The organism is Cohaesibacter marisflavi (assembly GCF_900115225.1).
GTDB lineage: Bacteria > Pseudomonadota > Alphaproteobacteria > Rhizobiales > Cohaesibacteraceae > Cohaesibacter > Cohaesibacter marisflavi.
Genome location: NZ_FOVR01000019.1, coordinates 33,782 through 45,985 on the forward strand (window position 1 = coordinate 33,782; position 12,204 = coordinate 45,985).

The window sequence follows — 12,204 nt, forward strand, 5'->3', positions numbered from 1 at the left end:
GGATGCCCGGGAGGATTCCTTGTCTACCAAAATTCCAAACATCACCGATAGCGATGAAGAGCACAAGCGACATACCAGACTGACGCTGGAAACAGCTCCGGCCTGGCTCTTTGCGTTTGTCGTGATTGCGACCACCTATGAAGTCATTGCACGTTATGTGTTCATGGCTCCAACTGTGTGGGCCAACGAGCTTTCGCTCTATGTCTGCGCCATTGGGTATGTCTATGCGGGCATCTACTCCATGAAGCATGACCGCCATTTGCGCATCACGATTGCCTATGATCTGGCAGGACCGAAACTGCGCCTGTTCTTCGACATCGTGCAATTTGTCTCCATCATCATCTTTTGTGCCGCATTGAGCATCTATGGCTTTGATGAAGCATGGGAAGCATTGACCACTTGGGAACGGTACGGAACAGCCTTTAACGCGCCCATTCCGGCAACCATCAAGCCATTTATCGTGGTTTGTGGTGCGGTGATGGCCTTGTATGCAACCCGCAATTTCATCTTGAAACTAGCCGCATTCAAAGCCGCCATAACAGCAGGAGGCAAGAATGCTGACGCCTGAAATCGTATCACTGATCCTTGTTCTGGGATTGGTTGGCCTGATGATCTGCGCCGTCCCGCTTGGCTTCGCAGCAGGAGCCCTGGCAACCGCCCTCATCTATTTCCAGTTTGGTCCGGGAGCGTTGGGTCTGCCATTGAAGCAGGTTTACGGCATGGCGTCGGATTATTCCTTCGCGGCCGTACCGATGTTCATCCTGATGGCCTCTCTGCTTGAACACAGCACGCTCGCCAGAGACATGTATTCGGGATTGCAGCGCCTGGCGGGTCAAATTACAGGTGGCGTTGCGATCGTGACGCTTCTCATCGCGGTCATTCTGGCAGCCATGAGCGGCATCATCGGAGGAGAGATCGTTCTGCTTGGCCTCATCGCCCTACCGCAGATGCTTCGCCTCAAATATGATCGCAATCTGGCGATCGGCACCATTCTGGCAGGTGGCTCACTGGGCACCATGATCCCGCCCTCCATCGTTCTGATCATATATGGTCTGGTCAGCGGCGTGAGCATCCAGAAGCTCTTCATCGCAACAACAATCCCCGGACTGATGATGGGCAGCCTCTATTTGAGCTATATTCTCATCCGCTGCTGGAAAAATCCGAAACTGGCACCACCGGTTGGCCCTGAAGATCGGGCAAAAATGTCGGTGAAAGAGGCGCTGAAGGCACTGGTTCCGCCCATTCTGCTGATTTTTCTGATCATGTACTGCATCTATGGAGGCATCACATCCATCACTGAAGCAGCGGTTATCGGCGTAACAGGGGCCCTCATCCTGATCACCATCAGGGGCGAAATGAGCTTCGGCTTGCTCAATGATGGTCTTGTTCAAACCTTGCGCGCATGTGGGGTTCTTCTCTGGGTAACGTTCGGTGTGAGCGTTCTTGTGAGCGTCTACAACCTGTCTGGCGGTCGCGACTTCATGTCCGATCTCATTCTGGACGCCAACCTGCCCCCTCTGATGACCATCATCATGATGATGCTGCTGTTTCTTGTGCTTGGTACGATCATGGACTGGATCGGCATTCTCTTGCTGACCATGCCAATCTTCGTGCCAATCATTACGCAGCTTGGTTTTGATCCGGTTTGGTTTGGTGTTCTGTTCTGCATGAACATGCAGGTCGCCTTCCTGTCACCGCCCTTTGGGCCTGCAGGCTTTTACCTGAAGTCGGTTGCTCCGCCGGATATCTCCCTGATGCATATCTACAACTCCGTGTGGCCGTTCATCCTCTTACAGATCTTTGCAATCACCATGCTGATCCTGTTCCCCAATATCGCGCTTTGGCTGCCAGGGGTGCTGATGAACTAAAGCAATTGGAATAGATCGCTCTTCAAGATCAAGAGCGATCTTATCAGAAAACACATTCTCCCATGAAAGGACATCTACCATGCATGGTGTCATCATACACGCGCCCAAAGACCTTCGGATCGAACCCGTTGAGGTCAAAGAACCCGGCCCACATGACGTGCGCGTCCGGATCGAGTATGGGGGCATTTGCGGCTCGGATCTGCATTATTATCACGATGGTGGTTTTGGAACCGTGCGCATCAAGGAGCCCATGGCTCTTGGCCATGAAACGGCAGGGACGATTGACGCCGTCGGATCAGAGGTAACGCATCTCAAAACAGGAATGCGCGTTGCTCTCAATCCCAGCCTGCCCTGTGGCGAATGCAAGTTCTGCCGCGCAGGTCAACAGACCCATTGCCTCAATATGCATTATTTCGGCAGCGCCATGCGCTTCCCTCATGCACAGGGCATGTTCCGGCAAATATTGTTGGTCAGCGAAAGTCAGGTCTTCCCTATCCCCGACAGTATGAGCATGTCGGAAGCGGCCACCGCAGAGCCCCTCAGTGTCGCCCTGCACGCCATTCGTCAGGCCGGATCGCTCGTCGGCCAGAAAGTGCTGATTACGGGCTGCGGTCCGATTGGGGCACTCATTGTCATTGCCGCACGCTATGCTGGAGCGTCGGAAATCGTTGTGACGGATGTCAGCGACTTCCCCCTTGGCATCGCGCGCAAAGCAGGAGCCAGTGCAACAATCAACGTTGCCAACAATCCTGAACAGCTCACCGCTTATTCGGCAGATAAGGGCTATTTCGATGTGCTGTTTGAAGCATCGGGAAATCAGTCAGCCTTCCGGTCTGCCGTCGAGACCATTCGTCCGCACGGGTGCGTCATCCAGCTGGGCCTTGGTGGCGAGATGTCCATCGTCATGAACACGATCGTGTCCAAAGAGCTGCAATTGGTGGGCTCCTTCCGATTTGGCGAGGAATTCGGCTATGCAATTGATCTCATGAGTAAAAAGCTGATTGACATTTCACCGATCATCACAACAGCACTGCCTTTCGAAAAAGCAGTGGAAGCCTTTGATCTTGCGAGTGATCGGGCGCGCGTCATGAAGGTGCAGCTCACTTTTGACTAGTCCCGGTCACAAGGATGATGCGTCCCTCCCCGCATCATCCTCCCTTTTCCAGGCCGTCTTTACGCCCTGCTCTATTTCAAATTGAGGCGAACATGAAAATCACAGCGATAGAAACGCTCAAAGCGGAAGAATTCTCAAACGTTCTATGGGTCCGCGTTCATACAGACGCCGGCATCATCGGATTGGGTGAAACCTTCTATGGAGCCGATGCCGTAGCGGCGCATATCCATGATACCCTTGCCGGGCGCTTGCTGGGTAAGGACCCGCTGCGCATTGAGGCTTTGAATCAGGAGATGCTTAACCTGCCACTGGCCCAGTCTAGCACCGGCGCCGAATACAGAGCGGCATCAGCGGTAGACTTCGCGCTATGGGATATTCTGGGTAAGGTCTGCGATCAGCCGGTTCATCAGATGCTGGGGGGCCTTTGCGCGGACCGCCTTCGGGTTTACAACACCTGTGCCGGTTATCACTATGTTCGGACCCGCAACATCAAGCCGGTGGACACTTGGAACCGGGCAGCCGCTGATGAGGACGAAGGACCATATGAGGATTTGACCGCCTTCATGAACGATGCAGGCGCGCTTGCCGAAAGCCTGCTCGAGCAGGGCATTTCCACCATGAAAATCTGGCCATTTGATCCACCTGCGATTGAAAACAGAGGCCTGTTCATCACCAAGGACCAGTTAAAAACGGCTCTGGATCCATTTGAAAAGATCCGCAAAGCCGTTGGCGACAAGATGGATATTCTGGTGGAATTTCATTCTCTTTGGAATCTCCCCACCGCCAAGAATATTGCCAAAGCGCTGGCCCCTTACAATCCGACCTGGTTTGAAGATCCGATCCGCATGAACTCGCCGCAGGCGTTGGCCGAATATGCCGATGCGACAGACGTCTGGGTCTGCGCCAGTGAAACGCTCGGCTCCCGCTGGCCTTACAAGGATATGTTCGATCAAGGCGCCACAGATCTGGCCATGGTCGATCTTTGTTGGACAGGCGGCCTGACCGAAGGGCGGAAAATTGCATCTCTGGCAGAGATTTATCACAAGCCCTTTGCTGCTCATGACTGCACTGGGCCGGTTGCCTTCGCGGCAGCAATTCATGCCTCCTTCAGCCAGCCCAACACACTCATTCAGGAATCCGTGCGCGCCTTCTATACCGGATGGTACAAGGAACTGGTCACCGAGGTTCCGCGCATCGAAAATGGCTATGTCTACCCCATGGAAGGCCCCGGGCTCGGCACGGAATTGCTGCCAGCTGTTTTCGAACGCTCTGATCTGACCGTAAAACGTAGCGAGGTTTAATAATGTCCCTTTTTGATCTTACCGGGCGTACCGCTCTTGTCACAGGGTCTTCCCGAGGCCTTGGACGCGCCATGCTGGAAGGGCTCGCCGAAGCCGGCGCCACAGTCATTGTCAATGGTGTCAACAAGGAACGCGTGTCTACAACAGCAGCCGAGCTGCGCGCCAAAGGCCATAAGGTGCATGAAGCCGCTTTTGACGTGACCGACGACGCTTCGGTTGTCGCGGCCTTTAACCAGTTTGATGCTGAAGGGATTGATGTCGATATCCTGATCAACAATGCCGGTATCCAGCTGCGCAAGCCCATGGTGGAAATGAGCACGGACGAGTGGAACAAAGTCATCGACACCAACCTGACCAGCGCTTTCGTGACCGGTCGGGAAGCAGCCAAGCGCATGATCCCGCGTGGCTATGGCAAGGTGATCAATATCGGCTCGCTGACCAGTGAAGTGGCACGCGCCACTGTTGCGCCTTACACCGCAGCAAAAGGCGGGATCAAATTGCTGACCCGTTCCATGGCAGCTGAATGGGCCGCCTCTGGCATTCAGGCTAATGCGATCGGGCCAGGCTACATGATCACCGAAATGAACAAGGCCCTTCTGGAAAATGAGGCCTTTGACAGCTGGGTCAAGGGTAGAACCCCCTCAGCACGATGGGGACACCCTAAAGAGCTTGTGGGTACTGCAGTCTACCTTGCCTCTTCTGCTTCGAATTATGTAAACGGTCAGATTATCTATGTCGACGGCGGCATGTTGGCTGTCCTGTAGGCCCGAAGGGCCAAGAGACCGCGCGCTATCGAAGTGGTCCGGATTTCCGTATTCTTAAACCATTGTTGCCTGCCAGAGCTATCTGACAGGCAGTATTGTTTTGTAAAATGCTATTTTGTCTAAGTATCTCTAACTCGGCTCTGTATATCAACAGAGATTGATTACCTGAAATAGTGGGTTTAAATGCGAGAAAACTAGGTCGTAAACTCATAAACGGGCTCACATCCGCCGCTTGATTTGATTCAATGGCCTTCACAAAAGAGGGCTTGATGAGACGTCGCTTTGATCTGACAGATTTCGAATGGTCAGTCATCTTACCGCTTCTACAGCAAAGGAGTCGAGGCGTGCCGCGCGTGGATGACCGACGGGTTATAAATGGTATTCTTTGGCGGTTTCGCACAGTCAGCCCATGGGCCGACATACCGGAAAGGTATGGATCATATACGACCTGCTATAATCGTTTTGTGCGCTGGTGCCGAGCTGGCGTTTGGGATCACCTGCTTGAAGCGATCTCATCAGCTTTCGATGGTGACATCCAGATGATTGACTCATCATGTGTCCAAGTGCACCAGCATGGTGCGACCGGTAAAAAGGGGGATCCAATCGAGGCATGGGACGTTCCAGGGGCGGCCTGACGACAAAGATAAATGCTCTTGTCGATGCTGATGGATTTCCCATCGACCTGCGTCTGTCTGAGGGGCAACATGCTGACTGCCGTTATGCCGAAGATCTGCTGCAAAGACTAAGAACAGCGTTTACGGATCAATCCGGGTAGATGAAACCTATATCAAGGTGCGGGGGAAGTGGAAATATCTGTACCGGGCCATCGACAAACACGGCAATCCCGTGGATTTCTTGCTTACAACCAACCGCGATATTGAGGCAGCAAAACGTTTCTTCAACAAGATGCTCAAGGAAGAGCCGCTCCTGTCGCCGGGCAAGATCGGCACTGATGGCGCCAATACATTCCCGTCAACGATCAAACAATCGGTCGACAAAGGCCACCTGAAGCCGGACCCTGGGCATTATGTCACCAAGCATTTGCAGCACCGCATAGAAAGCGATCATTTCAGGGTCAAGAAGAATATGCCAAAGGTTGGTGGTTTCCAATCATTCCACACAGCCAGACGAACCATCGCTGGTTTCGAAGCAATGCTGTGGCTCAAGAAAGGTTTTGGCTTCGCAGGCCAGTGGACCGTTCGCGAACAGAATGATCTCATTGCTCTCCTCTTCGGACTTCAAAATAGAAAGGAAGAAGCAACTTTCCATTCGGCAATCAGGTCGACATTTGCAATGTCCCGCAGCCACCTCAATTGGACACCATCCATGAGCGAAAGCAGAAGGCGCCCTCGTGCTTGAGGCGCCATGCTGATCTCACTTTTTGCTGAGGCAAAGGTATTGATCACCTGTTGTTCTCGCTTGGCGAAATAGTCATGTACGGGGTGATTGGGCTGCAGCGCTTCGGCGCTCAGCAAAGCATAAAGGCGAACTATTTCGGGTTGTTTGGCGTTTCGTTTGACGATAGCCGCACACACATCTTCAAGCTCGATCTGTGGGATCGCGCTATAGAGATCCTCTCGCTTCACCCCCAGTTCATCTGCAAAGGCTTGGCGATCATCTTCGTCGCGTTTTTCGATGATTGCGAGAAGCATATGCTCTTTCGTACCAAAATGATGCAGGATTGCCGTATCCGTAATGCCGCACTGCAAAGCAATATCACGAATAGAGATACCCCAATAGCCACGCTGTGAAATCAAGAGGGACGCGACATCAATAATTTGCAGCTTTCTGTCTTCAGCTTTAAGCCGCTGCCCAGTTCCCTTGCCCAATGAACCCATGAATTTGCTTGTCCAATTATATTAATAATATTACGCATCTTTTGCGTTTCGCGACAAGTCTAGCACTGCAATCCGAATATTGCACCATTGTCACCCTGCCCCGTACGACGATACACAGATGAGCCTGTGTCAGGGTATTTCTAGAGCTTTGACATTCCGTCAAAAAGGGCAGAGACGGCCCCGACCAGAGATAGCAAAAGGGTCAACTGAGCAGCATGTCTTGCGCTCATCACGCAAGCCAGCTTTGATCCTAAAATCATTCCGATAATCATGACAGCCAAGATTCCGAGCCAAACGAGGCCAGAAAGAACGGGCCATGCATCTGGCGAAGCAACCACGCGCGCGACGACTGTACCTGTCGACAGCGTAATCAAATAGGGTTGAAGCGTTGCGACGAAGGATACCTGATCCCATCGCGTTGCCTGCTTCAGGGACGTTAACGCCACGCCCCCTACCCCGGCCAGAACGGTCATTGCTCCAGCGAGCCCTCCGGCGACAGCAAGGCTCCTCACATCACGCTGATATTCACGCAAACGTCCAGCCAGAACTGACAAGGCCAACATGAAGAGCATGATTACGGCACTGACTATTTCAGCCTCTGCGCTGGGAAACAATGAAACAAGATACGTGCCGACAAGAATCCCGATGGCACTTGCCGGCAACAAGAGAAGATAGGTGGTCCAATGCACATTTTTGAAGACCTGTGTCATAACACAAATCGCCGATGTGACGCCGCAGATTTGCACCAGAACCACGCCCTGAGCCGGTCCTATTGCGATGATCGTGAAAGGGGCAACAACCATGGCAAATCCAATGCCTGAGACCCTCTGCAAGATAGCGCCAACGAAGACCGACATCAGGAGGAGATACATCAGCTTTCTCCGCTCGGTTTAGCGAACACGCTTGATCATCAGGAACAAAATTGCGCCGATGATCGCAGTGCAGCCGGAAACTAAGAAGAGTGCGTGATAGCCGATGGTCGTGATGGCAACTGCTGCGAGCAACGGCCCTGCAATCTGACCACCAGTGGCAGCAAAGTTCAGGATACCCAGATCTTTTGCGGAGGTTTCAGGATCCGGCAACACAGCAATATTCAGAGCCTGATCAACCGCATTGAAGATACCAAGCCCCAACCCGGCAAAGACCGAATAAAGAATGATCATGGTTGGATTCGGAGCAAAATAGGGCAAGAAAACGCCAAGAGCGATGAGGAGAGAGGCAAGCACAACTGGCAACTTGATGCGACCAAGTTTATCGGCGACCGGGCCAGATACAAAGGCCATGGCAATGCCTGCGATCATGATGATCGTGGCCGTGATCGAGATATAATGCCCTGCATCGGATTTATCGAGCAGCAGATAGTCGGTCAGAATGTAGAGGATATAGCCTTGAATCGAGAATTTGGCGACCATGATGAAGAATTTGCCAAACAGCGCCAGATAGTAATCGCGAGCATCGTGACGAGCGAACACGAAGTGATCGAGCACCATCTTCCTAGAGAATGCCTTTTTCGGCATGGCAGTACTAGAAAGCTCTCGGAAGCAGTAGGACGCTGCGGGCGCGCTGATGACTGTCAGAATGCCAAGAACGATGAAACCTATCGAGATATCGCCGATAAACCGGGCGCCAATCACCTGGCCCAAGCCTGCACCAACCCCGATACCAAGTGCGTAGGCCGATGCGGCACTCCCGCGGTAACGAGGCGCAATGCGGTCAGCGATCGTAGCTATTAGCGGCGCAATGATAGCGTTGAGGAAGATCTGGTAGATGGCCCAGGTGGCGATCAGGCCAGCAGCTGTGGTGACCTGCCCTAAATAGTAGAGGCTGACCAGAGAGCCCACAGCACCAACCCAGATTCAGGGGGTACGACGCCCGAAGCGGCTGCGTGTTAGATCAGAGAATGCACCGATAACGAGGTTAGCAAGAGTTGCCACCACCATGGAAATTGTCGAATTGAGTGCAATGATTGCAGCCTTATCAACGGAATCAATCTCTGCAACACGCGCGGGAAGCAGTACGGCGACTGCGCCCAGATAAGCCACGATCCAGCAGAATGACCCAATCGCCAGACCAATTGCGATCCGTGTAGGGAAATGCGGTTGGTCATCGTTTGAGGTCTTGCCTGTCCATCCCTTTGGAGAACCGGCATTTGCGTTTTGTGCTGACATTGTATTTTCCTCCCAATATCAGATTAAATTTTTAGAGTTGTGCAGGCTCCGGCCGGGGCTCCCCAATGTTGGGACGCTTCTATCACGATTTCTCCTGCAGGAGGCACAAATTGAAGCCCCTCCTGATCCCAACAAGATAGAGGCTGAAGACTGGATTGGATTGAAATCTCTGAACGTTCACCGGGCTTTAGATTCGCAAGAGCGAACCCAAGCAATTCTCGTTCGCCAGCTCTTGGACCTTGCGAGCAGGCTCCATAGATTTGGAGATTGATCTGTCCGGTACGTTCGCCGATGTTGGCGACATCAACAGACAGGCGCAGACCGTCCTGGGTTTTCTCCACCACATGCACGCTGTTGATAGAAAACTCTGTATATGAAAGCCCAAAACCAAGCGGGAACAAAGCTTCTTTACCATCGCACGCCAGCTTGCGCTGACCGTACCAGCGGTCATAGACTATTTGCGTTGCAGCTGCGTCGAAGTAAGGAAGATCGTCCTCAGACGCTGCCATGGCATAAGGGAGACGCCCGGCAAAATTCTTACGGCCCAAGAGAAGGTCAGCCAAAGCATGTCCCCCCTCCATACCCGCGTACCATCCAAGAACGAGAGCAGGTACTTCATCATACCAGTCGGTAATCATGACGGCCCCGGCCGTTTGTACCACCACGATGCACCGAGGGTTGGCAGCACGCATTTTGCGGATCAGCTCGACAGCTTCCGGCAATAAGCCGAGTTTCTTTCTGTCTCCACCAATCTCCGGCTTGCCCTTGGCAGCTTCAAGCCGTTCAAGCATGGTGGCGAGAACCGACCGTTCTTCGTCGGTTTTGGGGTCAGGATAAAGCTTCATGAGATCATCTCGCGCATAAATCCGCCCGTTCACCCATTCACCTTCTTCTGCGGCGGTATAGCCTACGACGACGACGGCAACGTCTGCTTCGCCAGCCAGTCTTTCCGCAGCGGCCAGATCGCTTCCATCTGCATGCAAAATTGACGCCTCCGGCAATGCGGCCTTAATGCCTTCGAGCGGAGTAACCACATGGGAAGCATGGACGTTGGAAGAGCCTTTGTCTCCAGTGTTCTCAAGGTCAGACAGGCGCCCCAGCACGGCAATGCTTTTAAGGCTCTTCTCATCCAACGGAAGAACCGGCTGACCATCAACGTCCTCGTTACGCAGAAGCACCATAGATTTTTCAGCAGCCTTGCGAGCCAAAGCTCTGTGCTTTTGCCCGGCGATGATGCTCGGCTCAGGTTCACTTTGAGGTCTCTGCGCATAATGGCACAGCTGTGTAGCGATCAGACGCAGGGCGGATGTCTCGACCTTATCCCATCCAACCTTGCCGCTTTCCAGCTCAGCTGGCAATCGATCAGCTCTCAGCTGAGCAAACGGAGCTTCAAGGTCCATGCCGGCATCCAGCGATTCCGCAGCATCGCGAATGGCCCACACAAAGTCGCTGATAACAAAGCCATCAAAACCCCATTGATCGCGCAAAATCTCGGTAAGCAAGTTTGCGTTGGCACTAGCCCAGTACCCGTTGATTTTGTTATAGGCGCACATAACAGAAGCCGCACCGGCATCCATAGCCTTGCGAAAATGTGGCAAATAGTCTTCCTGCATGGTCTGCTGATCACACAACACATCAACATCAAACCGTGCATTTTCCATCGAGTTGAGAGCATAGTGCTTGATGCAGGGCATTGCGTTGGGTTTGACACCGCGAACCAATGCTGCTCCCATTTCACCAATCAAAACCGATTGATCAGAATAGGTTTCCTGAATGCGTCCCCAAGCCGGATGGCGAGGGAGGTTGATACAGACGCCACCAAAGAAGTTACCACCACTGGCGCGGACTTCCAGGCCAATAGCCTGACCGATCTCTTCTTCAAGCCCCACATCCCATGATGCTCCGCGAGCCATGGAAACCGGGAATGCCGTTGCCTCTCCGACCACAACACCGCGCGGTCCGTCAATAAAGCTGATACCGGGAATGCCTAGCCTTTTGTTAGAGCCCATCACATAGGGAATGTGATTGTAGCCAAACTCCATGATGCCACTCCGCCCCTTCCAAAAAGGGATGTCACCATGCAGCAGCGCCAGACGCTCCTTTGGAGTCAATTGCTCATAGAGCGATACAGCACGTTCTTCTGGCGGCTGTCCGGATTGCACAGCCAAAACAGCTTCTTCAAACGAAGAGACGCTGAATTGTTTCAATGCGCTTTGATGCGCCTCAGATTGCGAATTGCTCAAGAAGATCTCCCTAATTTAGTACTTAGTACGCACTAAGTAAACTCAAGGCTATAACCAACCTGCGCCATTGGTCAAGAGGGTATTCCTTTCTAAATTGCATCTTCGCCTTTAGGCTCATTCAACCAGATGCGTTTGAGGTTTTTCACAAAAAATTCCAGTTGACGACCATTTGGATAAAAGCTAGCGTTTGTTTACTTTGCACATGCAATGCACAAAGTAAATACTGTTTCTTGCCTCAAACCAACATCACAGCCTTCATTGGCGAATGGACGTAAGCATGGGGTAAAAACAACAGGAGTGATCAAATCCACGATCATTCAAGGGAGGGAACATGGCCAAGGGTATCCGCGGCTCAAAGCGTACCGCGCGCAAGCCATATCATCTTATGGCCAAGCCAACAGGCTTCCGATGCAATATCGCCTGTGACTATTGCTTCTATCTGGAGAAGGAACAAGGCACGCTACTTCCTAAAAATGATCAGCGTGTGATGGATGATCAGACTCTGGAAGCCTTTATCCGCACCTATATTCAATCCAATCCGCTTGATGAAATTGAATTTTCCTGGCAAGGGGGAGAACCCTGCGGATTCCGACGTATCCGCGCAGTCATTCCAACAACATCCGCGCACCCATTCCGGGCTATCCGCGCGGCTCTGATGCATTGCCGTGAGGCGGTTGATTTTTGTTATCAGTTTTGGCCGGTTTCGTCACCCATATTGGCGTGAGTTTTTCGGAAGGATTGGCCCTCTAGTTCGATGCGATAGGCGTTGTGAACGAACCTGTCGAGGATGGCATCAGCGAAGGTCGGCTCACCAATGACATCATGCCATGTGCTGATGGGGAGTTGGCTGGTGATGAGCGTCGAGGCATTGCCATATCTTTCTTCGAAGATTTCAAGCAAGTCGCGCC

General features: G+C 52.6%; 12 protein-coding genes and 2 pseudogenes. 8 read left to right on the forward strand and 6 right to left on the reverse strand.

The annotated features are described in order from the left end of the window. Positions 1 to 19 precede the first annotated feature (19 nt). From BM258_RS22370 to BM258_RS22400, 7 genes and pseudogenes are all read left to right on the forward strand, one after another. Complete coding sequence (locus BM258_RS22370; protein WP_244544812.1) at positions 20 to 568, forward strand: TRAP transporter small permease subunit; 549 nt, start codon at positions 20 to 22, stop codon at positions 566 to 568. Next, positions 555 to 1,868 carry a TRAP transporter large permease gene (locus BM258_RS22375; RefSeq protein WP_090075470.1) on the forward strand — a complete coding sequence of 438 codons (1,314 nt, stop codon included), beginning with the start codon at positions 555 to 557 and terminating at the stop codon, positions 1,866 to 1,868. The genes BM258_RS22370 and BM258_RS22375 overlap by 14 nt, the downstream gene beginning before the upstream one ends. 79 nt (positions 1,869 to 1,947) lie before the next feature. Further along, positions 1,948 to 2,982, forward strand: a complete 1,035-nt coding sequence (locus BM258_RS22380) for an L-idonate 5-dehydrogenase (RefSeq protein ID WP_090075471.1) — start codon at positions 1,948 to 1,950, stop codon at positions 2,980 to 2,982. A gap of 92 nt (positions 2,983 to 3,074) precedes the next feature. Next, the gene (locus BM258_RS22385; RefSeq protein WP_090075472.1) at positions 3,075 to 4,283 is read left to right on the forward strand and encodes a mandelate racemase/muconate lactonizing enzyme family protein; all 1,209 of its coding nucleotides are present in this window, start codon (positions 3,075 to 3,077) and stop codon (positions 4,281 to 4,283) included. A gap of 2 nt (positions 4,284 to 4,285) precedes the next feature. Continuing rightward, the gene (locus BM258_RS22390; protein WP_090075473.1) at positions 4,286 to 5,047 is read left to right on the forward strand and encodes an SDR family oxidoreductase; all 762 of its coding nucleotides are present in this window, start codon (positions 4,286 to 4,288) and stop codon (positions 5,045 to 5,047) included. A 266-nt stretch (positions 5,048 to 5,313) separates the two neighbouring features. Further along, positions 5,314 to 5,792, forward strand: a pseudogene (locus BM258_RS22395) (IS5 family transposase); the annotation flags it as partial. Between the two features lie 11 nt (positions 5,793 to 5,803). Then, positions 5,804 to 6,289: pseudogene (locus BM258_RS22400) on the forward strand (IS6 family transposase); the annotation flags it as partial. On the opposite strand, the gene BM258_RS22405 reads toward BM258_RS22400, so the two are convergent. From BM258_RS22405 to BM258_RS22425, 5 genes are all read right to left on the reverse strand, one after another. Continuing rightward, on the reverse strand, positions 6,286 to 6,885 hold the full coding sequence (locus BM258_RS22405) for a TetR/AcrR family transcriptional regulator (protein WP_090075474.1): 600 nt from the start codon (positions 6,883 to 6,885) through the stop codon (positions 6,286 to 6,288). The pseudogene BM258_RS22400 and the gene BM258_RS22405 overlap by 4 nt on opposite strands. 140 nt (positions 6,886 to 7,025) lie before the next feature. Further along, positions 7,026 to 7,757, reverse strand: coding sequence for a sulfite exporter TauE/SafE family protein (locus BM258_RS22410; protein ID WP_090075475.1), 732 nt, complete (start codon positions 7,755 to 7,757; stop codon positions 7,026 to 7,028). Between the two features lie 18 nt (positions 7,758 to 7,775). Next, positions 7,776 to 8,726, reverse strand: coding sequence for an MFS transporter (locus tag BM258_RS22415; protein ID WP_090075476.1), 951 nt, complete (start codon positions 8,724 to 8,726; stop codon positions 7,776 to 7,778). Positions 8,727 to 8,741: 15 nt separating this feature from the next. Continuing rightward, complete coding sequence (locus tag BM258_RS22420) at positions 8,742 to 9,053, reverse strand: hypothetical protein (RefSeq protein WP_090075477.1); 312 nt, start codon at positions 9,051 to 9,053, stop codon at positions 8,742 to 8,744. A 23-nt stretch (positions 9,054 to 9,076) separates the two neighbouring features. Then, a complete protein-coding gene (locus BM258_RS22425; RefSeq protein ID WP_210186855.1) occupies positions 9,077 to 11,296 on the reverse strand; it encodes a glycoside hydrolase family 3 protein in 2,220 nt (739 codons plus the stop codon). A gap of 331 nt (positions 11,297 to 11,627) precedes the next feature. Here BM258_RS22425 and BM258_RS22430 point away from each other — a divergent pair, with 331 nt between their 5' ends. After that, positions 11,628 to 12,020 carry a hypothetical protein gene (locus tag BM258_RS22430; protein ID WP_090075479.1) on the forward strand — a complete coding sequence of 131 codons (393 nt, stop codon included), beginning with the start codon at positions 11,628 to 11,630 and terminating at the stop codon, positions 12,018 to 12,020. Here BM258_RS22430 and BM258_RS22435 read toward each other — a convergent pair. Beyond that, the coding region (locus BM258_RS22435) for an ATP-binding protein (RefSeq protein ID WP_175528216.1) at positions 11,984 to 12,204 on the reverse strand (221 nt) is incomplete at its 5' end. The genes BM258_RS22430 and BM258_RS22435 overlap by 37 nt on opposite strands.

What these genes read in the sequence shown, in the direction of transcription:
- BM258_RS22375 (WP_090075470.1), top strand. Translation starts at nt 555, where the DNA reads ATGCTGACGCCTGAAATCGTATCACTGATCCTTGTTCTGGGATTGGTT.
- BM258_RS22380 (WP_090075471.1), top strand. Translation starts at nt 1,948, where the DNA reads ATGCATGGTGTCATCATACACGCGCCCAAAGACCTTCGGATCGAACCC.
- BM258_RS22385 (WP_090075472.1), top strand. Translation starts at nt 3,075, where the DNA reads ATGAAAATCACAGCGATAGAAACGCTCAAAGCGGAAGAATTCTCAAAC.
- BM258_RS22390 (WP_090075473.1), top strand. Translation starts at nt 4,286, where the DNA reads ATGTCCCTTTTTGATCTTACCGGGCGTACCGCTCTTGTCACAGGGTCT.
- BM258_RS22405 (WP_090075474.1), bottom strand. Translation starts at nt 6,885, where the DNA reads ATGGGTTCATTGGGCAAGGGAACTGGGCAGCGGCTTAAAGCTGAAGAC.
- BM258_RS22410 (WP_090075475.1), bottom strand. Translation starts at nt 7,757, where the DNA reads ATGTATCTCCTCCTGATGTCGGTCTTCGTTGGCGCTATCTTGCAGAGG.
- BM258_RS22420 (WP_090075477.1), bottom strand. Translation starts at nt 9,053, where the DNA reads ATGTCAGCACAAAACGCAAATGCCGGTTCTCCAAAGGGATGGACAGGC.
- BM258_RS22430 (WP_090075479.1), top strand. Translation starts at nt 11,628, where the DNA reads ATGGCCAAGGGTATCCGCGGCTCAAAGCGTACCGCGCGCAAGCCATAT.